General features: G+C 37.3%; 19 protein-coding genes, 1 tRNA gene and 1 rRNA gene. 1 reads left to right on the top strand and 20 read right to left on the bottom strand.

What is annotated here, in order from left to right:
- Positions 1–111 precede the first annotated feature (111 nt).
- From EO120_RS08420 to nhaA (EO120_RS08330), 19 genes are all read right to left on the bottom strand, one after another.
- Positions 112–1,083 (bottom strand): 3D domain-containing protein, encoded by a 972-nt coding sequence (locus tag EO120_RS08420; RefSeq protein WP_127135034.1) that lies wholly within the window; start codon positions 1,081–1,083, stop codon positions 112–114.
- Between the two features lie 425 nt (positions 1,084–1,508).
- A complete protein-coding gene (ppk1, locus tag EO120_RS08415) occupies positions 1,509–3,626 on the bottom strand; it encodes a polyphosphate kinase 1 (RefSeq protein ID WP_127135033.1) in 2,118 nt (705 codons plus the stop codon).
- Positions 3,627–5,177, bottom strand: a complete 1,551-nt coding sequence (locus tag EO120_RS08410) for a Ppx/GppA phosphatase family protein (RefSeq protein ID WP_127135032.1) — start codon at positions 5,175–5,177, stop codon at positions 3,627–3,629. It lies immediately after the preceding gene.
- A 9-nt stretch (positions 5,178–5,186) separates the two neighbouring features.
- Positions 5,187–6,722, bottom strand: coding sequence for a Ppx/GppA phosphatase family protein (locus EO120_RS08405; protein ID WP_127135031.1), 1,536 nt, complete (start codon positions 6,720–6,722; stop codon positions 5,187–5,189).
- A 103-nt stretch (positions 6,723–6,825) separates the two neighbouring features.
- The gene (locus EO120_RS08400) at positions 6,826–7,596 is read right to left on the bottom strand and encodes a TatD family hydrolase (protein ID WP_127135030.1); all 771 of its coding nucleotides are present in this window, start codon (positions 7,594–7,596) and stop codon (positions 6,826–6,828) included.
- Positions 7,596–9,542: a methionine--tRNA ligase gene (gene metG / locus EO120_RS08395; protein ID WP_127135029.1), complete on the bottom strand. Its 1,947-nt coding sequence runs from the start codon at positions 9,540–9,542 to the stop codon at positions 7,596–7,598. Before metG ends, EO120_RS08400 begins: the two co-directional genes overlap by 1 nt.
- A 133-nt stretch (positions 9,543–9,675) precedes the next feature.
- Entirely contained in the window at positions 9,676–10,524 is an 849-nt protein-coding gene (gene rsmI, locus EO120_RS08390; RefSeq protein ID WP_127135028.1) for a 16S rRNA (cytidine(1402)-2'-O)-methyltransferase, read from the bottom strand.
- Entirely contained in the window at positions 10,511–11,251 is a 741-nt protein-coding gene (locus EO120_RS08385; RefSeq protein WP_127135027.1) for a tRNA1(Val) (adenine(37)-N6)-methyltransferase, read from the bottom strand. The genes rsmI and EO120_RS08385 overlap by 14 nt, the downstream gene beginning before the upstream one ends.
- Positions 11,244–12,089 (bottom strand): PSP1 domain-containing protein, encoded by an 846-nt coding sequence (locus EO120_RS08380; protein WP_127135026.1) that lies wholly within the window; start codon positions 12,087–12,089, stop codon positions 11,244–11,246. The genes EO120_RS08385 and EO120_RS08380 overlap by 8 nt, the downstream gene beginning before the upstream one ends.
- On the bottom strand, positions 12,090–13,130 hold the full coding sequence (locus EO120_RS08375; protein ID WP_127135025.1) for a hypothetical protein: 1,041 nt from the start codon (positions 13,128–13,130) through the stop codon (positions 12,090–12,092).
- 71 nt (positions 13,131–13,201) lie between these two features.
- Positions 13,202–13,894 carry a dTMP kinase gene (locus tag EO120_RS08370; protein ID WP_127135024.1) on the bottom strand — a complete coding sequence of 231 codons (693 nt, stop codon included), beginning with the start codon at positions 13,892–13,894 and terminating at the stop codon, positions 13,202–13,204.
- Between the two features lies 1 nt (position 13,895).
- The gene (locus tag EO120_RS08365) at positions 13,896–15,347 is read right to left on the bottom strand and encodes an aminotransferase class I/II-fold pyridoxal phosphate-dependent enzyme (protein WP_127135023.1); all 1,452 of its coding nucleotides are present in this window, start codon (positions 15,345–15,347) and stop codon (positions 13,896–13,898) included.
- A 197-nt stretch (positions 15,348–15,544) separates the two neighbouring features.
- A complete protein-coding gene (gene pth / locus EO120_RS08360) occupies positions 15,545–16,120 on the bottom strand; it encodes an aminoacyl-tRNA hydrolase (protein ID WP_127135022.1) in 576 nt (191 codons plus the stop codon).
- Between the two features lie 10 nt (positions 16,121–16,130).
- Positions 16,131–17,078: a ribose-phosphate diphosphokinase gene (locus EO120_RS08355; RefSeq protein ID WP_127135021.1), complete on the bottom strand. Its 948-nt coding sequence runs from the start codon at positions 17,076–17,078 to the stop codon at positions 16,131–16,133.
- Positions 17,079–17,216: 138 nt separating this feature from the next.
- Positions 17,217–18,590, bottom strand: a complete 1,374-nt coding sequence (gene glmU / locus EO120_RS08350; RefSeq protein ID WP_127135020.1) for a bifunctional UDP-N-acetylglucosamine diphosphorylase/glucosamine-1-phosphate N-acetyltransferase GlmU — start codon at positions 18,588–18,590, stop codon at positions 17,217–17,219.
- A gap of 146 nt (positions 18,591–18,736) precedes the next feature.
- Positions 18,737–19,561: a pur operon repressor gene (gene purR / locus EO120_RS08345; RefSeq protein WP_127135019.1), complete on the bottom strand. Its 825-nt coding sequence runs from the start codon at positions 19,559–19,561 to the stop codon at positions 18,737–18,739.
- Positions 19,562–19,797: 236 nt separating this feature from the next.
- Positions 19,798–20,403 carry a peptidoglycan-binding protein gene (locus EO120_RS08340; protein WP_127135035.1) on the bottom strand — a complete coding sequence of 202 codons (606 nt, stop codon included), beginning with the start codon at positions 20,401–20,403 and terminating at the stop codon, positions 19,798–19,800.
- Positions 20,404–20,501: 98 nt separating this feature from the next.
- On the bottom strand, positions 20,502–21,674 hold the full coding sequence (gene nhaA / locus EO120_RS08335; protein WP_127135018.1) for a Na+/H+ antiporter NhaA: 1,173 nt from the start codon (positions 21,672–21,674) through the stop codon (positions 20,502–20,504).
- A gap of 24 nt (positions 21,675–21,698) precedes the next feature.
- Positions 21,699–22,862 (bottom strand): Na+/H+ antiporter NhaA, encoded by a 1,164-nt coding sequence (nhaA, locus tag EO120_RS08330; RefSeq protein ID WP_127135017.1) that lies wholly within the window; start codon positions 22,860–22,862, stop codon positions 21,699–21,701.
- Between the two features lie 242 nt (positions 22,863–23,104).
- Between nhaA (EO120_RS08330) and EO120_RS08325 the strand changes: the two genes are divergently transcribed.
- A tRNA-Gly gene (locus EO120_RS08325) sits at positions 23,105–23,178 on the top strand.
- A gap of 276 nt (positions 23,179–23,454) precedes the next feature.
- Here the strand turns inward: EO120_RS08325 and rrf are convergent.
- Positions 23,455–23,541 (bottom strand): 5S ribosomal RNA (gene rrf / locus EO120_RS08320); the annotation flags it as partial.

Raw genomic sequence — 23,541 nt, 5'->3', positions numbered from 1 at the left:
AGATTAAACCCTTATAACACTAGATATTTACTAGTATTACAAGGGTTTTTACACACACTTTTTGTCCTATAAGCCTATATTAAGAGATAGTATCCATCATATATGATTATATTAATCTAACACATATACAGTAACGTCTCGGCGACCAAAATCCATCGCCTCACCGTAGGAATCCATAACTAAGTCAATTTTGTTTCCGATAATCGCGCCACCTGTATCTGCTGCTACAGCCTCACCATAGCCAGGGATAAATAAGCGTGTTCCCAATGGAATTACATCAGGATCAACAGCAACAACACCGCGCACCGCAGGAATACCTGTAGCAGTAATGCCATATCCATCGCCATCACTAGCAAGGTAAGCAGATGCTTCCATTACGATAGCACGAGATGCACGACCAGCTACATTGCTAGATGTAGTGACCTCACGTGTACCTTCTTTAATAATAGTAGGTGTCATATTTGTTATGACTTGTTTAGACAAATCATTTGTTTTAATCACTGTACCATTATTATACAATGTTTCAACTTGCACTTGTTCAGAACCAGGTTGTCCAACTTGAACTACTCGTTCCTCACCTAATGCCATAGTATCATCTTTTTCACGAATTACCTGAACAGGAATATCTTTATTCACGGTATTAAGAGAACGACTGGTGACTTGTAAAATTGTAATCGCGCTACCATTTTGAATAGCACCATCAGTTGTTGTTGTATAATTAGGCGATTTAAAGCCCAATTCATTAGCTAAATCTGCTGCGGTTGTTTGTGTAGTATATACAACTCTAGTTTTACCATTTACAGTAACAGACACGGGAAATGCTCTAACAACAGTTAAAGTAGATCCATTCTGAACAGTACTAGAATCACTTAGAACCTTATCTTTTGGACTTAGTTGAATACCTGCATTACGCACAATACCCTCATTAGAATTTAAATGAGTCTTAACAGTATGTGCCGCACCATCAGCCATAATTGTAACAGTCTTATCATTATAAGAAAAACCAGTTAGGGTTATTGCAGTTACCATCAATCCAGCAACCACAGACGATACATATCGCTTGTGTGTTTTTTGAATTTTCATGTTGAAATCCCTCCTGTAATACACACATTCTACTACAGTTAGATACAACCTGTCAAACAGCAATGGTTAACAATAAGCTATAAACGCTTATAAATATTGAATTCTTATTTTATCTATATATGTTTTTTTCTAAATATGTCCACCACACAAACACATATTGATTATTATCGATAACATACTATATAAGCAAAATTGTGCATATATATATGGTACTACCACTATATATAGTATATATAGTATTTTTATTTTTTAATATGTATTTTTATGAGTTTTTATATTGTTACCAACATTTATAAAAATTTATTAAATTTCATTTTTATTTCATTCACAAAATAATGTGGAAGTAAAAATATAGATAAATACAGTATTTTTTAATCATAATCATACAAATAATTGTAGAACTATATACACTGCATTATATTTCATTATTCTTTCATTTTAAACATAGGCTTAAATCGCTCAATAACGGTCATATGCTCTTTAATTTCTTGTGTATTTGCTGCCTCCATCAGCTCTTCTTGTGCAGATAATGGCCCCTCCTCATCACTAGGACGTTTATAAGAACCATCAGCTCTCATCACATGTGCTTTCAAGGTGTCTGCTAAATATAAATCTAAAATACATTTAATTCGTGCTTTATGACGTTTATCTTCAATCGGAATCATAAGCTCTACCCGTTCATTTAAGTTTCGAGGCATCCAATCTGCACTGGAAAGGAAGATTTTATCATTACCTCTATTTCTAAAATAAAATAAACGATGATGTTCTAAAAAACGCCCTACAATAGACCGCACTGTAATATGATCACTAACGCCAGGAATACCAGGACGCAATGTACAAATACCACGAACAATTAAATCTATTTTTACGCCATGCGAAGAAGCCTCATACAGCTTGGCAATAACTCGTTTATCTAACAACGAATTCATCTTGGCAATAATATATCCTTCTTCTCCACACTTAGCAGCTTCAATTTCTTCTTCAATAAGAGCCATAATGCGTTCTCTCAAATTAAGAGGCGCCACGATAAATTTATTCCAAATCGGTGGATCTGAATATCCCGAAATAAGGTTAAAGAATCGCGATGCATCAGCACCATATTCGTCATTACAAGTGAAAATACCACAATCTGTATAAATACGAGCAGTTTTCCCATTATAATTGCCTGTAGCCAAATGAACATAACGACGGATACCGTCCTCTTCTCGACGGACCACCATAGTAATTTTAGAATGAGTCTTTAGCCCTTTTAATCCATAAATAACATGACACCCAGCTTTTTCTAATCTACGAGCCATAATAATGTTATTTTCTTCATCAAAACGAGCTTTTACTTCCATTAATACCGTTACTTGCTTCCCATTATCAGCTGCCTTAATAAGGGCTGAAATAATCGGAGAATCACCGCTAACGCGATATAAGGTCTGCTTAATAGCCAATACATTAGGATCTATGGCAGCTTGTGCAACAAATTGCTCAACTACATTGAAAGACTCGAATGGATGATGTACAAAAATATCGCGTTTACGAATAATATCTAATATACTGTCTTCTTCACAACCAATTAACTCACTTGGTGGCTTCGGTTCAAATGGCTTATATCGTAAATCATCATAACCAGGATAATTTGAAAAATCAAAATACATACGACAATCTAAATGACCATCAATACGATAAACATCCTTTTCTTCTAGCTCAACACTGCGCAACACAATGCCAAGTAAATCTTTTGCACCCATACCAGCTACTTCTATGCGCACTGCATCACCACGTCTACGACGTCGCAAGGACGCTTCTACTTCGGTAAGTAAATCAGTAGCCTCAGCTTCATCTATTTCTAAATCTGCATCACGAGTAATACGGAAAATCATATACTCTTCTATTCCATAACCTTGGAAAAATTGTGTTGCATAATAAGTGATAACATCTTCTAAATATACGAAACAATGCTCTTTATTATGTTTAGTAGGCACTTCAATAATCCGGTCTAAAACAGAAGGAATTGGCAAAATAGCAATCTTATACTCTTTCGTTCCATCTGACTGCACTTGAAATATGCGAACAATAGCATTCATCGTATGATTAGCAAGGAAAGGAAATGGATGTCCAGAATCTACTGCCAACGGCGTAACTACAGGATACACTTGCTCTTCAAAATAATGGCGCAACCATGTTTTAGTTTCTACATCTAACGCATCAGGAGTCGTAAAATAAAATCCATATGATTCTAATTCCTCTAATACTGTATGCAAATATGTATACTGCATAGACACTAAACGTTGCACAGACTCATCGATAGCTTTTAGCTGTGCCTTTGCATCCATATGGGCGGCATCATATTTTACGATACCATTCATGGCTTGATGGCGAAGACCTGCAACGCGAATCATAAAAAACTCATCTAAATTTGCCCCAGCAATAGCTAAAAATCGTAATCGTTCCATCAACGGGTTCGTCGTATCCATTGATTCTAACAATACCCGTTGATTAAACTTTAACCATGATAATTCACGATTAAAATAATATTTAGGACTTGTAAACATCTACACCCCTCCTATGGCCAATGAAATTTCCATACCAAATATTTCACTGAAATATAGAGCATCACGATTGAAGGTCCACCATTCTAAGGATATATTTTCCTTTGTTTTTACATGCACAACTAGTGTATTTTCCACTTCTTCTATGCGTATATCTTCAACCTTTTGATTGCTCCCTGCATCAAGGGCACAGGCTACGCGAATAATTGCGACTAACTTAGTTACTTGTATTTTTTGCAACTCCGTAAGCACTCTAAAATACTCGTCATCGTCAGATGGATTACCTTTGTAATGGTAATATACCACGGTGGCTACTACTTGTTTTTCTTCTTCTGAAAGTCCAAATATATCGGTGCCCATAACGATATGATACGCGTGTTCACCATGATTACGTAGACTTACAAATTTACCTACTGAACAAAGTATAGATGCAATACGGCACAAATATCCCCATCGTTCTGGTAATCCTTTATGGCGTAATGCATTGCAGAACAACGAGCTAAACCGCTCTACCTCTTTATCATGCACTGCATCCGTATGATAACGCGCCGCAATAGCTCTAGCTAAATCAGCATTTTGCTCTCGCAACTGATACATATAGGGATTATTTTCCGCTTCCACACCATAAAACCAACTAATCCCTTGGGAAAAGGAAAAACTACTAAATATCAACTGTGCTGGTTCAATAGCTGAAATAATTTCATAAAACAAAATCATCATAGGCATCAAAATATTAGCTTTAAATTCAGGTATTTTATAGCGACTGATTAATTTAGTAGCCGTTATACCATCAAAGGAACTAATCAATTCATTAAAAGGATCTGGACTGATAGTAATAAAAGATTCAGATTGATTATATCCCATTAATTGTGCCATTAAACGAGCTTCATCACCAGAGAGAATAATGCTGTCTATATCAAAGGTTTGCAACTCTTCTCGCAATGGACTAATCATACGATGCAAATATTCTGTAATAGCCCTGCTAAAAGAAATCGATGCCCGTTGATTGCGATTAAAAGATTCCATAACACGCAAAGACCCACTATGCATATTCCGCTGAAATAATAGGCGTTCCCCTTTCCACACCGTTAGTCCCACACCGCCAGACGTAATATCCACAAATAAACACGCCTTTGATGGATCTACAGCTTTCTGGCAATACATCATTTCATAATAGAGCAAAGCGTACTTAAAATAGACTTCCTTCGGCATGTCGATAACTTCTACTCGCATACCGGTTTGAATAAAAATTTGATCTAAAATGCTACGTCGATTATGAGCCTCTCGAATCACTGTTGTACCGTATAATCGACTACGTGTCACATTATAGTCCATCATTAATTGTTTATAGCCTTTTAGAATGCTACAAATTTCTTCTATGGTTTTAAAACTGAGCCGTGACGTTTGAAATAATTCTTCTCCAAATGTCACCTCTCTCGATGCATAATCAATGACCCTTACATCATCAATACCGGCGTACTCTAATATAGTAATGCTCATACTACTGGATCCGACATGCAAAATCGCATATCGAAGAACTTTTGGTAATGCCATATAAACCTCCTATCGAGAGAACCATTCTATATGTAAATGACGTTTAAATTCTTTTTTAAAAGCTTTCACTAATTTATTAACTGCTGCTTCAGTAACAGAAATATCTCGTTCCTTTGGGTACATAATAGTAAGATATACATCATCTGTATTTATTTTTGTACGTACCTCAGAAATCAACTGTTCATGACTTTCATCAAGAGCCTCAGCAATGGCCAAAATTATCGCTAATTTTTGTCCCATCAAACGCTGTTCATCATCTAATAATTTACCATACAAGAAATTTTTATATTCCTTAGGTGTCAAACCGTGAGAATTCATCACAAGAAATGCACAAAAGGCTTGTTCTACATGACTAATTCCATATAGATTACTATTCACCAACATATAACAGCCATGACGTGCATGGCTATAATAGTTAACTCGTTTTCCTATGTCATGTAATAAAGCAGCTACTTGTAAACAACGACGTAAATTAATATCCGCTTTATGCAGTGGTTTCCATTGGATAAACAAGGTGTCCGCCAATTTAGCAATATATTTAGCATGGACTAATTCGTGTTTAGTCATCCCTAATAATACATTTTCAGCAGAGTGAATCAAAATATCAGGAATAATAGGATTGCCACCTAAATATTGTGTTCCATAGTAATCATAAAACAGACCTTCCCGTAAACCGGAACCTCCAACGACGATGGTTTTACTATTTACATAATTAAATAATTCTTGCACGATGGTCATGCCTGCAATGATAATATCCGCTCGTTCAGAAGAGAGTCCACTGATTTTTTTTCGTTGAGCTAATGGTTTTGATTTAACCTCATCTAATAATTCTATAAATCTGTGGTATGGAACTTCATAATTATGAAGCTTTGTGATGGGATAGGATAATTTACGTTGATCCATTTTAGCTATATTTCGTGCCGTCCCACCAATACCTAAGAGCGGTATCTTGGCATTCTTTAGCCAACTATGTTCACTGATGGTTGCTTTAATAACTTTCACCATCTTCTGATATTCTTTATCTGTTAACTCATCTCCTTTTTGATACGTTCCAGTTAGTGTTAAGGCGCCAATAGGAAGACTCGTAGAATATTTAATATTACGATTCTTAACGAGTGTCACTTCTGTACTAGCCCCACCTAAATCAAAAATAACAAAATCATTGAGCCCAATGGTATTAATAACCCCTAGAAAACCTAAACGGGCTTCTTCTTCACCAGAAATACATTCTAAAATGAGCCCTGTTTCAGCTTTTACGCGTTCAATAAAATCGTTTCCATTATTGGCTAAACGCACCGCAGCTGTTGCTACAGCTTTAATGCTGTCTACATCCATAGCCTCTGCCATATGCACAAAAGATTGCAATGATCGCAATGCACGCGCCATAGCCTCTTCAGTAAGTGCATGACGACCCCACATATTTTCACTAAGGCGAATACTATCCTTTTCTTGATAAATGAGTCGATAACTGCCGGTATCTGAAATTTCATATATAACAAAACGAACTGAGTTCGATCCTAAATCAATAAATGCAATACGTTCCATACTATCATCCTTCTCATACACGAAACCCTTATTGTGTATAGATTATATATATTAAGTATAACATAGAAAAACGCGGTTCTTCCGAAGAAGAACCGCGTTTATATTACTCGATGCCAAATACTCGTTTCCCATTTTCATAAGCAATAGCGGCAAATTCATTTGCATCCATTCCTTTTAACACTGCAATTTCCTCAGCTACAAACTGTGTTTTGCTAGGGTCATTTCGACGTCCTCTAAATGGAGGTGGCGTCAAATATGGTGAATCTGTTTCAATAAGAATACGATCTAACGGCACTTGTCTTGCCACTTCTTTTAATGATGTAGACTTAGGGAACACTACAGGCCCAGCAAAGGAAATATAATATCCCATTTTAATGAGTTCCTTTGCCATATCCCAGCTGCCAGAATAACAGTGGAATATACCCCAGTTACCTTTCCCTTCATTGCGAAGAATATCCATAATAGCACCATGCGCATCACGATCGTGAATGATAATTGGCAAATCTACATCACGAGCTAATTCTAATTGACAAACAAACACACGTTTTTGTGTATCTCTATCAGAAAAATCATAATAATAATCTAAACCAATTTCACCAATAGCGCGCACCTTATCATGGTGCAATGCTAATTCCTTATAATATTCATAATCAGCATCTGTAAAATCTTTTGATTCATGTGGATGGGTACCTGCAGCAGCATAGAGATTAGAATACGCTTCTGCTAATGCTACACCTGATTCTACAGTGCCTCTGTCAACACCAGGAATCATAATATATTCAACACCAGCATCAAAGCAAGATTGAATCATATCAGCTCTATCATTATCGAAGCGATTATCGTTAATGTGAGCATGGGTATCAAAGAGTTTCATTATTTAACAATGCTCCCTGCTGGTAAAGACTCAATATTAGTGACTTCGAGATTTTCTTCCCAATCAGAACCAGATAAAATCATACCGTATGACTCAATGCCCATCAATTTTTTAGGCGCCAAATTCGCTAAGTAAATAACTTTTTTACCAATCATTTGCTCTGGTTCATAATATTGAGAAATACCGCTCACTACGGTACGCTCTTCCAAGCCAATATCCAAAGTGAATTTCAATAATTTTTTAGATTTTGGTACCTTTTCACAAGTTAATACCTTAGCAACACGAAGATCTAATTTATCAAAATCATCGTATGTAATATGTTCTTTTAAAGGAGGAATCGCCGAAGTATCTACTTCTTCTACGTCTTTCTCAGTTTCTACAACATCTACCATTTCAGGAATTTCAAAACGAGGGTAAATTGGTTCACCTTTCACAACAGTTGTACCGGATTCAATACCACCCCAAGTACGGACTGTATCAAGTTGTGCCTCATTAAAACCTGCTAAACCTAACTGATTCCAAATTTTAGGTGCCCCTACAGGAATAACAGGGCTCACCAATACAGCAATGATACGCAAGCTTTCAGCCAAATGATACATAACGGATTGCAAACGTAGCACATCAGATTCAGCTTCACTCTTCGCCAATACCCACGGCATAGTTTCATCAATATATTTATTCATACGACCGATGAAAGCCCATACTGTTTTAAGAGCTTTATTGATTTCCATAGCCTCCATTTGTGCTTCAAAATCAGCCACTGTTTTCTCTGCTAATGTAGATATTTCCTTATCAAGTTCATCTATATCAGCCGTTTTCGTAATCACACCATCATGATATTTTTGAATCATCGCAATGGTACGATTTAAAAGATTGCCTAAGTCATTAGACAAATCAGCATTAATTTTAGTAACAAAATTAGGCAAAGTAAAATTACCATCATTACCTAATTGGATTTCGGACAATAAATAGTAACGTAAAGAATCTGCACCATACGTATCAATCAACGGATTTGGATCGATAACATTACCCAAGGACTTACTCATTTTTGTACCGTCCACAATCATCCAACCGTGACCAAATACTTTTTTAGGAATAGGTAGCTCTAAACTCATGAGCATCATAGGCCAAATAATAGTATGGAAACGAACGATTTCTTTACCCACTAAATGAAGGTCGGCTGGCCAATACCGTTTATATAATTCGCCATCCCCATCAAATGGTGCTAATGCACTAATGTAGTTCACCAATGCATCAAACCATACGTATACAACATGTTTAGGGTCAAATGGCACCTTAATCCCCCAATCAAAGGATGTACGAGATACAGCAAGATCTTCTAAACCTTGTTTTACGAATTGAATCATTTCATTACGGCGAGATTCTGGTTGGATAAAATCTGGATTTTCTTCGATAAATTGAAGCCATTGGTCAGTATATTTACCGAGTTTAAAGAAATAACTTTCTTCTTTAACCCGTTCTACAGGTCGACCACAATCTGGACATGTATGATTAGGTCCTAATTTTTGTTCTGTCCAGAATGTTTCGTCAGGTGTACAATACCAACCTTCATATTCTGCCTTGTAAATGTCGCCTTTTTCATAAGCTTTTGTGAATAGTTCTTGCACTACTTTTTCATGGCGTGCATCAGTAGTACGAATGAAATCATCATTGGAAATATGCATTTTTTCCCATAACGCTTTAAACCCATTCACGATATTCGTAGTATACTCTAATGGTGTAATACCTTCTGCTTCTGCAGCACGTTGAATTTTTTGACCGTGTTCATCAGAACCAGTTAAGAAACGTACATCATAGCCAACAAGGCGTTTAAAACGCGCAATCGTATCGGCTACAGATGTACAATATGTATGACCAATATGCAATTTGGCACTTGGATAGTAAATTGGGGTTGTAATATAATATGTTTTTTTCGATTGACCCATCGTATACTCCTTAATCACAATAACTCTATTAAATATTCTATATCAATGTTCACAATGTATAGTAACTATGTATATAACCATATCTATGAAAGCTGAACGTCCACTAATATATCGCCATATATGATTATCGTTGTTATTGACGTTCTACTAGATTATATACATCCCGCCGTGATACACCAAAGCGTTTTGCCACTTCTCGAATGGCTTCTTTCTTAGCCATTCCACCAGCAATTAATTTTGTTACCTCCTCCTCATAGGAAATAGGCTCATCCGTGACTACCTCAGTATTAGTCCCCGTTTCAACGCCTCCTACAACAAGGACAAATTCACCTTTATAAGTAATTTGTGTTACATCTTTACAAATACTAGCTAAGTCACTACGCATAAAAGTTTGAAACTTTTTCGTTAGCTCTCTAGCAATAGTAATAGGCCTGTTACCAAAAACTTTATACATATCGAAAAGCACCTCTTCTAATCGATGTGGTGCTTCATAAAATAATAATGTACCTGTTTGTTTAGCCATCAACTGTAATACTTCATTTCGATGCTTACCTCGTTTAGGCAAAAAGCCGACAAAAGTAAATTGCTTTGTATCTAAATTAGATGCAATAAGAGCGGTCAATGCTGCATTAGGCCCCGGTAAGGGAACCACTTCAAGGTCTGCATCTATAGCTTTTGCCACTAAATCAGCACCAGGATCTGATATGGCAGGCATGCCCGCATCACTTACACAAGCAATGTCCTTCCCTTCCAACAACATATCAATAATAGCAGTGCCCTTTTCTGTTTTATTATGTTCATGATACGAAATAAGTGGTTTACTAATATCAAAATGTTTTAATAGAATGCCAGTATGCCTCGTATCTTCTGCAGCGATAGCATCCACTTCGCCTAAAACACGTACGGCACGATATGTCATATCTTCTAAGTTGCCAATTGGTGTAGGCACTAAATATAAGGTGCCCTTTTTATTTTCGTTCATACCACTGGGACACCTCCTTTGTGTACACTTGTGGTTTTACATAGATAATTAATGGTGGTTCTACAATCATACCTGGCTGTCCACCACTAATGGCTTCAATTAATACAATTTTAGCAGGCTTATCCACCATGCCATGAACCATACGCATACGCTTAACCGAAAAGTTATAATTCCGTAACACTTGTAATGCATAGTCTAATCGTGGTGCGCTATATACCATCCATAAACGCCCTTTATACTTCACCAATCGCTTCGCAGACGCTATTACGTCTTCAAGAGATGTATGCTTATCATGAAGAGCCAATTGTCGCTGCCTCTCACAAGGCGCCAAACCACTAGCATAGTCAAAAAAAGGTGGATTCACAAGTACGCCATCAAAGGGTTTTGCACCAAATTGGTGATACGAAATTTGACGATAATCGCCCTGTACAATGTGAACTACATCGGATTTATTATTATATGCTACACTACGCTGTGCTAAATCGGCCGTAACAACATTGATTTCAATACCTGTAATATGTCCAGCTCCTAATGATGTACCCACTAAAGGCAATACACCTGTGCCAGTGCCTAAATCAACATAGCGATGGCGACCATTGAATCGGCAAAAATGAACTAGTGCTATGGCATCAAAAGAAAATCGAAATTCATCATCTCGTTGGTAAATACGGAGATTGTCGATAATTAAATCATCTAAGCTCTCCCTATTATGTAAAGAATCACTCATCTGGTAATGCCACATCGGACCATTTCAAATCTATGGTGCGACCTGCCTCTAATTGTACTTTTACAGTATGCTTATGATAGTTGACCTTTAATACCTTACCAATACCTTCATCAGTAACAACTTCCTTACCAATCCCTGGCGGTTCACTATCATATGTTGATGTAGGGCGTTCTGTTTTTACATACAAGTCGCCACCTTTTTTGTATAAATCATCTTCATAATTTAAACAGCACATCAAACGACCACATACACCAGAAATTTTAGTAGGATTCAAGCTAAGGTTTTGATCCTTTGCCATACGAATAGACACAGGAGTAAAGTCACCGAGATGCGTAGAGCAACATAGTGAACGCCCACAGGCGCCGATACCATTTAAAACCTTAGCCTCATCACGGACACCGACTTGACGCAATTCAATGCGAGTTCTAAATACACTAGCTAAATCCTTAACAAGCTCACGAAAATCAATACGTCCATCAGCAGTAAAGAAAAAAATGATTTTATTCATATCAAAGGTATATTCCACATTGATAAGCTTCATCGGCAATTTACGTTTTGCAATTTTTTCTAAACATATGTCAAAGGCTTTTTTCTCGCGCTCTGCATTTTTCTCAATTTGTCTCAAATCCTTTGGTGTCGCTTTGCGAATTACTGGTTTTACCGGCATCACCAAAGTGTCTTCAAATACATCCTTTGGACCTATAACAACGGTACCAAACTCTACACCACGCGCCGTTTCTACAATGACTCCATCATTAATAGCTAGTTCATTGTTTCCTGGTAAAAAATAATAAATTTTACCGGCCTTTTTAAATCGTACGCCAACGATGGTTACCATCTAAACCTCCTCACGAGCATCATGAAGGGCGATACTAAGACCGTCCACCACGAGAGCGATTTTTATATGCAACCGCAATGCCTGTTCTGCTTTTAATGTTTCCGTCACCACCGACGACAACGCAGACATAGACCAAAACGGTAATACTTTCAATAATGTAATACGATGCATAGGCAATTGTAATTGTGCCGATAATGCACCACATTTTAATGCCATCATATCCCGCGCCACTAACCGAAGCCAGTGCATTAATTCTAATGCCTCTTCTCTAGTCAATTTTTCGGATATTAATGCAATCTCACTAAACCACTTAGCATCAGTACCCAACAATCGTATCCATCGCACCGCCGTATCCAGCATAGATATAGACCCTTGTGAAAGCAAGGTCTTCACAACAGCAGGATTACCATTGCTCATAGCAATAGCTTCCTCTAGATTTCCCTCTGCAGAGATATCTTTGAAAGCATGGCGTAACGCGTCATCCGAAACAGCCTGAAAACTGACCCCCATACATCGAGATACAATAGTTGGTAAAACTGTATTAATTTTATCGGTAATAATAATAAAATATACATTCACTGGTGGTTCTTCTATAGTTTTTAACATGGCATTTGCCATAATAGCATTAGCCGTGTGAAAATCATCTACAATAACAACGCGATTTCCAAGTCCAGCTACGCTTAAATGGTCTTGCAATAATGTATACCATTGTTCTACTTTTAAGGTTGTCTTCATAGGACGAATCCAAAAAGCATCCCCCTTATCCATATAAATAGGCAGCCCTTCAGATTCAACTTTCTTCTCTGATTCTCCATTGGCTATGCGCGCATCAGTAACTTCGCGAAGATACTCAATCCCATTATGACCGCGAAACACTTGGCGCCCTAATAATAAGGAGGCTAAACCGATAGCCATATCGAGCTTTCCAAGACCTGCTTCACCATAGAATAACAAACTATGTGGTAATGTTTGGCGAGATACTAATTCCGTTAGGTGTTGTATAATAGTCTCTTGACCTATAACAGCATCAAAATATGACATATATCCTCCTCGAATTAATTCCCGTCAATAGTACTATTATAAAGGAAGTCGTCGACTTTTTAAAGGGAATACTAGTTAGACCCAACATATGATGAAACGATATGATATACATCATTATGAATATCATCAATACTACGCATTTGTTCCATACTTTCACCATCGGTATATGTACAACTAATACGTTGCCAATTATATTTCTGTACTAGCTCATCATAGGCATCGTGCACAGACTGCAAATACATGCGATTATTTTCATGAATATCCCCCGTTTTACCACCAGTTTTACCAGTACGTTCCGTCATAAGCGACTCTGTCACACCTAGCGGAACATCTAATAAACACACTACATCTGGACGAGGTAATCCAAATTTATTAAATTCAAAATCTTCTAACCAATTTAAAAAACTTGCTTTATCTTCAGAGTTTTCATATTTTACCATTTGATGCACCATATTCGACGTCGTATAACGATCTGCTACAACGATGCCACCACTTTGATAAAAATCTTCCCAATCTGTACGATATGACGCAAATCGGTCGATAGCATACATAGTACTCGCTACATAAGGATTAACAGCATTTACATCAGTGCCAAATTGTCCTGATAAGTACATTTTTATAGGCATAGATGCATCGCTGTCATAATTTGGAAAACTAACACTGCGCACACGATGTCCTTCTACGGTGAGTCGCTCCACTAGGCGTTTTGTTTGCGTCGCTTTACCGCTACCATCGCCACCTTCTATTATAATTAAGGTCCCCATTTTACTCCTCTACAATCCATATCAGTTCTAAACTCATATCTTCAGCTCCACTTGGGATATACCCAAGATCCTTCCGTTTCTCTATATATTGTAACACAGATTCTGTAATCTCTTCGCCTACAGCAATAAACGGAATACCTGGTGGATAATAGGATATGGTTTCTCCAGAAATGCAATGCAATGCATCCTTTAACAGTACTTGTTTCCGTTTTTTATACATCGCATCTCGTGGTGAAAGCACCACCTTAGGTATGGGTAAAATACTAGATAACATATCAATGGTTGTTGTTTTTATTGCCTTTTTTTTATAATTATTACTGATACGCTGTACTGCATCAACTAAATGTTGTATTGACTCATGGGAATCACCAATAGTAATTAATACCAATACATGATGTGCTTGAACCAACTCTACTTCAATATGTTCAGCTCGTAATAAGCGCTCAAACTCAACGCCTGTAAGTCCTAAGTCTTTAGCATCGATAAGTACCTTCGTAACATCATAATTCACAGCACCTATACTGATATTGTCCATAATGGAAATTCCATCTATATCAATCAATCGACGTCGCAACTCTAAACTCAAATCAACAGCCTTTTCCACCAAAATTCTTCCTTCTGTGGCTAATTGATACCTCGCCATATCAAGAGATGCTAAGAATAGATAATTAGGGCTAGTAGATTGTAACATTTGGTGCATCTGTGTTATACGACGTACATTAATATGGCCTTCTCGCCCAAGTAACCAAGATGTTTGCGTTAAGGATCCTACCGATTTATGCGTGCTCTGTGCTACTAAATCAGCACCTGCTTCTATCGCCTCAATAGGCAGTAATTCAGCAAAAGGCAAATGTGGTCCATGTGCCTCGTCAACAAGAACTATCATATGACGCTTGTGAGCAGCTTTCACAATAGTCTCAATATCTACACCAACTCCATAATAATTAGGATATACTAGTAAAATAGCTTTAGCCTCAGGATAAGCATCCATAGTCTGAATAGCAGCCTCTGTAGAAGTGCCCAACGGAATCCCCCAGCGCTCATGAAACTGACACTCCATATAAACTGGTGTTGCACCAGACAATACGAGGCCACTCACAACAGATCGATGTGCTTCTCGTGGAATAATAATCGTATCTCCCGGTCCCACGGTTCCCATAATCATAGCCTCAATGAGTGCGGTTGTACCATTAATAGAAAACCAACAATAATCAGCACCATATAATTCAGCAGTTAAGTCTTGCGCCTCTCGTAAAACACCTTCTGGCTCATGGAGATCATCTAGCGCATACATAACACCTAAATCATAAGGTAATGCATTCTCCATCCATTCCACTAATGTAGAAGGTGCACCATGACCTATTTTATGTCCTGGTGTGTGAAATGGTACAAAATGTTCTTCTTTATATAATTCTAATGCCTCTACAAAAGGCATACGCTGTTGTATATCCATAATCTCCTCATTCTATAAAATAACATAAACAATTAATTCATTAGCATAAACAATTGTTTCATATAATATAGCTCCATTGTAGACAGGCTTCGATTATAAGTAATTATTAAATATGTAATCAATTACACATATCACATATACTTTTCACTATAAAGAAAACAGGTATGAACCTCAATTTAAAGTTCACACCTGTTTATTTATCTAGGTCTACGCTTAGGATTATATAAATTCATCCCTTTATCGATTCCTACCCGTAAAGTACCAAGAACAGCTTTTACCGTATTTTTAATACCTTTTTCTACCGCATCCTTCGCTTCCTCAGGAAATGGTGCCAATACGTGATCGATAACAGTCCACTGAGGTAATGGTCGTCCTATACCAACCCTAAAGCGTGGAAAATGTTCCGTACCTATGTGGGAAATCAGTGATTTAATGCCATTGTGACCACCAGAACTCCCATTAGGGCGTATACGCAATTTACCAATAGGCAAATCCATATCATCATATATGCAATACACATCTTCGGGGGAGATTTTATAATACCGCATCAAAGGACCCACAGATTCACCGCTTACATTCATAAATGTTTGAGGTTTTACCAATAATACCTTTTCCCCATCTACAGTAATAGCACATACCTCAGCATGTTGTTCTTCGCGCCACGGCGTATGACTCACTTCATTAGCTATGGCATCAATAACCATAAATCCAATATTGTGCTTTGTAGACTCATATTGTTTCCCTGGATTGCCAAGGCCCACTACTAATTTCAAAGAACACCTATTATTTATCGAACAAATTGCTTACAGATACTTCATGGAAAATACGCATAATCGCTTCACCTAACAATGGTGCTACAGACAATTGCGTTACATTTGGCAATTCACAGCGCAATGGAATTGTATTGGTTACGATTAACTCTTTAATATTAGAGTTAGCAATACGTTCACATGCTGGATCAGTTAATACTGCATGTGTTACAGCAGCAGTAACAGATTTAGCGCCGAATTCTTCTAATGCTTTCGCACCTTCCACAAGGGAACCAGCAGTATCAACAATATCGTCAATAATAATACAGTTTTTACCTTTTACATCACCAATCAAGTTCATTACCTTTGCTACGCCTGGCTCAGGACGTTTTTTCTCGATAATCGCGATTGGTGCACCAATACGATCTGCTAAATCACGAGCCCGAGTTACACCGCCAAGATCTGGAGATACAACGATAACATCTTCCATATGTTTTTCATTGATATATTTTGCAATGATGGATGCACCAAATAAATGATCCACTGGCACATCGAAGAAGCCTTGGATTTGACCTGCGTGTAAATCGATGGTTACTAGACGTGTAATACCCGCTGTTTCTAATAAATTAGCCACTAGTTTAGCAGTAATTGGTTCACGACCGCGTGTTTTGCGATCTTGGCGCGCATAACCATAGTATGGTACTACAGCGGTGATGTGACGTGCCGAGGCACGTTTTAATGCATCAGCCATAACCATTAACTCCATTAAATTGTCATTTACAGGATAGCTAGTTGGTTGAATGATAAATACATCTTTGCCACGTACGCTTTCATCAATCATAATTTGTACTTCGCCATTGTTAAAGCGACCTACAAACGCTTCACCTAAAGGCAAACCTAAATAATCACAAATTTCTTTTGCCAATTCTGGATTCGCATTACCTGTGAAAATTTTAAGTTTTTTGCCGTCTTCAAATGCCATTTTGATATCCTTTCATCTGTCCGTAATCTTACTTGGTTACCTATCCATAATGTAATGTATATTACAGATACACAACTATATTGCCCTATTATTGTATCCTATTTTTCCCATCTTGTGTGAAAAATTTACAAGAAATTTTTATTTCTTTTTAAAAGTATCCTCTGTTACCCAGTTTTCTTTCACAATTTGTTTGCTACGACCTACCGCCAAAGCTTTATCTGGTACATTTTTCGTTATAGTAGAACCTGCCCCTACATAACTGTAGTTGCCGATAGTAACAGGAGCCACTAAATTGCTGTTACACCCTACGAAGGCACCATCACCAATGATAGTACGATGTTTAATTTTCCCATCGTAATTAACTGTAATAGTACCACAACCAATGTTGACACCTGCCCCTACATCGCTATCGCCAATATAAGAAAGATGCGGGAACTTTGTACCTACCCCAACATTACTATTCTTCACTTCTACAAAATTACCAATATGAACATTGTTATGAAGTACTGTATTAGGGCGTAAGTGAACATAAGGACCTACATCAACACCATCTTTAATTTCACAATCATGACCATAAGTAAAATGGATAATCGAATGGTTACCTATGGTTACATTTGTTAATCGCGTATGAGGGCCAATTTCGCAGTTTTCCCCAATGATAGTGTTACCTTCTAAAATTGTACCTGGATGTAAAATAGTATCAGCCCCTACCGTAACTTCTGGTGCTACATAAGTAGAATTTGGATCGATAATGGTCACGCCAGCAGTCATGAGCTCCACATTTTTTCGATGCTTCAAAATCGATTCAGCCTCAGCTAGTTGTAAACGAGAGTTAACACCTAAAGACTCTTCAAAATTGTCTGTCATATATGCACTAACCTTATCACCGGCATTAACAAGGATAGCCACTACATCCGTAATATATAATTCACCTTGCGCATTGTCATCAGATAATTGATCTAAACAAGGCCATAATTTTTTACTATCAAAAGCATACATACCTGTATTCACTTCTTGAACGGCTAATTCTTCAGGGTTGCCATCTTTTTGTTCTACAATCCGCACTACATGACCATCTTCATTACGAATAATGCGACCATAACCGGTAGGATCTGGCATATGTGCTGTAAGAATAGTAGCAGCTGCACCAGATGAGGAATGTTCTTTTAGTAGTGCTTCTAAACTTTCCTTTGTCACCAATGGCGTATCACCACATAATAACAAAATAGTGCCATCAAACTGCCCTAATACAGGTTCTGCCATCTTTACAGCATGACCTGTACCATTCTGTTCTTCTTGACGAACAAATTCTGCACGGCCATCAAGATAGGATTGCACTTCATCACCGCCAAAACCAACGATAACTACATCCTTATTAGTGCCTAGAGATTGAACTGTTTCCAACACACGTTCTACCATAGCTTTGCCGCCTACCTTATGAAGTACCTTCGGCAATTTAGACTTCATACGGGTCCCTTTACCAGCCGCTAAAATGAGACTTGCAATATTCATACTATACTCCTATCTATGTATCTTAATAATATATGATTTTATTACTGTATATTTAATGTATTGCCATATGCGCTATTACTATATGCTTAAGGTTATTATATACTTAAAACTATTGCTCTATATAACGTTATTATTGTTACTCAATTTTATTTTTGTACACTATCAAATACAGGTTCAATATGGATTTCATTTGTTTTCTCATCAATACCATGAAATGTAAATAGCGATTCATAATCATTGATAAGTTTTGGACTTGGCTCTGCTGTAGCTACTAATACACCGGTACCTACTACCTTACCATTCATTTCTCTAACCAATTCGGTAAGCCCCTTCGCAGTACCGCCAGCTTTCATAAAATCATCAATAATGAGTACCTTTGCATTAACTGGAATGGCGCGTTTAGTGAGAGTCATGGTTTGAATACGGCCTGATGAGCCTGTCACATAATTGATGCTAATGGCAGACCCTTCTGTAACCTTACTATCTCGTCTAGCTATAACAAGAGGTTTATTGAAAGCTCTTGCCACCATAACCGCTAATGGTATACCCTTTGTTTCTACTGTCAAAATATAGTCTGGGTCACGATTTACAAATCGAGTCATAATGATTTCCCCCAAACGTGTCATTACATGCCAATCATAGAGAATATCAGACATGTAAATAAATCCACCAGGAATAATGCGATCCGATTCTTGCAATCGTTGTTGTACATCACGTAAAATTTCATTGGCTTGATTACCTTGACGGTGAGGTATAAAACGAACACCACCAGCAACACCAGCAACCGTTTCCAATGTACCAAGTTGAAAATATTCCATAGATTGGCGCACACAAGTTAAATCTTCGCTAACCGTCGATTTAGCCATGCCAAAGAAATCACAAAAATAATTTAGCGGAATTAATTTTTGTGGCGAATCGACTAATAATTTAGTCATGGCCACCATTCTTTCCACGCGTCGAACTTTATCCATAAGCCATCCTTTGCTGAATTACATTATTAACTATATGTATTATATCATAAAATTCCGAATATTCGTATTTTGAGATTTTCTATACTTCGGAAACAAATTTTCTATACTTCAGAAACAAAAATACTCTACTGAAATATTCTTTCAATAGAGTATGTTAATCATAAAATTAATAAGCCTTTCAAGCCCCTATCAATGAATATAATAGAGTATTCTTATAAGGGGCATAATAAAATATATTATAATACATATACCTTAATAGATTGGCGACCAAATGCTAATGCTTCAGAGCGCTTATCAAAGGCTAGGTCAATGCGTGTTCCCTTAATAGCACCACCTACATCATCAGCCACAGCGTAACCATATCCTTCTATATATAGTTTTGTACCTAATGGAATGACCTTAGGATCAACAGATACAATTCCTTTTTTCAATCGACTACCTGTTGCCGTATAATTGCCATTACCAGGATCTTGTGCACTATACGCACTAGCATGCATAGTCATAACTTTTACATATTTTTTAGGTACACCACTATGATTGCGTGTAGTCATAGCATCTATAAAATTAGTTTCATGTTGCTCTAATGCCTTCATCGTAGCAGGGCCAACACGTCCATCTACGAATAAACCCTTAGACTTTTGAAATTTGCGTACTGCTTGTTCTGTTCGTGTACCAAATATACCATCTGCAGATTCTTTTAAATATCCCTGATGCACTAGCATAGTTTGTACCTTTTGAACATGATGTCCGCGCTGTCCCTTATCAATCGTTTTTGCATGAGAAATAGCCATCATATTTGTGACACAGAGAACAGTGCATACTAGTAATGCTTTTTTAATCATAGACACCTAACCTTTTCAAAAATTTAGTATACACAAAATTTTTAAACAATCTAGAAATAATTCATCTAAAAATTATATGCTCATATATATTCAAGCTACTAACAATTATGATATACGCCAATATGACATTCTTTACGTTTTGAACCTACGATGCGTAAGAAAATATAGCCAATAATAGCTGATAGAATAGAGCCAATTAATACGCCGCCCTTAGCCATTTCTTGAGCATGTCCAGGATTAAAGGCTAGAATAGATACAAAAATACTCATAGTAAAACCGATGCCACATACAATGGACGTACCGTACACAAACTTCCAATTTGCTTCTGCTGGCATAGGAACAATTCCAAGTTTAACCATAGCAAACACAGCACCAAAGATACCGATTTGCTTACCCAAAATAAGACCTAATGCTACGCCAAGTACAACTGGGTTAGAAAAGTCCGCAATTGTAAATCCAGCAAGACTTACACCAGCATTAAAAAAGGCAAATACAGGTACAATAACAAAGCTTACCCAGTTTGATAATTCATGTTCCCAATGTTGCATTGGGCGTACTACCATATGTCCAATTTTGCCATGTGCAGGAATAGTCATAGATAAAATAACACCGGCCATGGTCGCATGTAAACCAGAGCGCAAAATACAATACCAGAGAATTCCCCCAAGAATGATATATGGTAGTGGACGTACATATCCTTTTTTGTTACAATATATCAAAAATCCAGTGACCACTGCAGCAGCAAACAAATATAACACATTAATATTTGCTGCATAGAATATAGCAATAACGATAATAGCAATTAAATCATCAATAACAGCTAATGCTGTTAAGAATACTTTCATAGAATTCGGTACTCTTGAGCCTAAAGCTGTTATAACACCAATAGCGAATGCGATATCAGTAGCTGTTGGAATAGCCCATCCATGTATATATTCTGGATCATGCCCAGCTATGAAATAGTAAATAACTGCTGGTACTATAACACCAAAAGCAGCAGCAATACCAGGCATAATACGTTTTGCATTCGTATTAAGTTCGCCACTAACAATTTCACGTTTTACCTCTAATCCAACAAATAAGAAGAAAATGGCCATCAATGCATCATTGACCCACTCCATAGCGGTTAATGGACCCAGTTGAAGATTGATAAGCGACATATACTGTGCTGCAGCTGGAGAATTAGCTACAATTAAAGCAATAAGAGTAGCTCCCAATAATACAGTTGTAGCTGCACCTGGAGAACGGAGAAAAATAAAAATTCGTTCCATTGTGTTCCTTTCTATATATTAATATTATTTACCCACTTGCAATTTCGGTTTACGTAATACTGATGCAATCATAAGTATAGAGGCACCTAAAATACCAGATACAATAGATCCTATGAAAATGCCTACTTTAGCCAGTTCCTGTGTAACCCCAGGGCTAAATGCTAAGGTAGACACAAATAAACTCATGGTAAAACCAATACCACAGATGATAGATGTACCATACACTTCTGCCCAAGTGGTATTGTTGGGCATTTTTATGATTTTCGATTGGACCAAAATATATACTGCTGAGAATATACCAAATTGCTTACCAATGATAAGACCTAATGCAATTCCCCACACTACAGGGTGGAATAATTGTTCAGAACTGAAATCACCAAAGGAAACTCCAGCATTAAGAAAACTAAAGAGTGGGATAATCAAAAAATTTACCCAATATTTAAGTTTATCCGCCCAAGCTCTCATAGGGTGTACAACGTGATGCTCTAATTTACCAATAGCTGGAATAGTCATGGCTAATACTACACCAGCAATAGTGGCATGAATACCGGATTTTAGCACTAAATACCATAAAACACCACCTAGAACAATGTATAAAATAGGTCTAACATAACCTTGTTTATTTGTATACACAAGTAAACCAGCTGTGAGGGCTGCAGCAATTAAAAAAGGAAAATTTACACCAGCACCATAAAAGATAGCAATTACTATAATAGCAATTAAATCATCAATAACAGCCAATGCTGAAAGAAAAGCTTTCATTGCTTGAGAAACCCGCTTTCCTAACATGGTAATAACGCCGATAGCAAAGGCAATATCTGTAGCCGTCGGTATCCCCCAACCATGTGTATACTCTGGTTCAATACCAGCAATCAAAAAGTATACAAGTGCAGGCGTTACAACACCAGCAAAAGCTGCCAATACTGGTAATAAACGCTTAGAATTAGTGTTTAACTCACCAGAAATCATTTCAGTCTTAATTTCTATTCCTACATATAGAAAAAATATGGCCATTAACCCATCATTGACCCATTCTAAAATTGACATAGGACCTAAATGAATTTCCATAAAGCTGAAATAAGCATTAGCTAGTGGCGAATTTGCCACAATAACCCCCAAAACGGCTGCAATCAGTAATGATACACCGCCAGCAGAATCTGATTGAAGAAATCGTTGTAAACTATTCATATGACATCCTATACATAACACACATATATATAAATTAATTTATTAAATAATAAAATAACCCATGGTGATAGCCAAAGAATACACTATCTCCTTACTATGATAACACAACACTTCGAAAATAATCAATCCGCTTAGATTAATACAAACCTGAACAGGTAATGCATGCTACCTATTACTTTATATAAAATATAATAGAAAATACTACACAGATTCGTATAAATATGATAATATAAATATATCGTGCGGGCGTAGTTCATCGGTAGAATGCGAGCTTCCCAAGCTTGAGAGGAGGGTTCGATTCCCTTCGCCCGCTCCATAAAGCATGATGTAGGAAACCTACATCATGCTTTTTTTATATAACTTTGTCAGATAGAAAATTTCTATGGATGTCCCATTGCCGCTGCGCAGCTCGGAAAATCTTACGCTCCGATGATACAGTGCGACGCGAAGCTAGTCCCTTTAGGGAATGTGCGGACTTCATGCATCGCTGCGCTCCTCTGCCGTCTCGCACCCTACCTTTCCCAGGAAACCTGGTAGGATAGGAAATCGTACATATATAAAAAAGACACACCCTCAGGTGTGTCTTTTGCTTAATCAGCGACTTCCTATCCTCCCAGGCCGTCTCCAGCCAAGTACTTTCGGCGTTTATGAGCTTAACTACTGTGTTCGAGATGGGAAC

It is taken from the genome of Veillonella caviae (assembly GCF_003992125.1).
Classification (GTDB): domain Bacteria; phylum Bacillota; class Negativicutes; order Veillonellales; family Veillonellaceae; genus Veillonella; species Veillonella caviae.
This window is presented reverse-complemented; position numbering and strand designations above follow the sequence as displayed.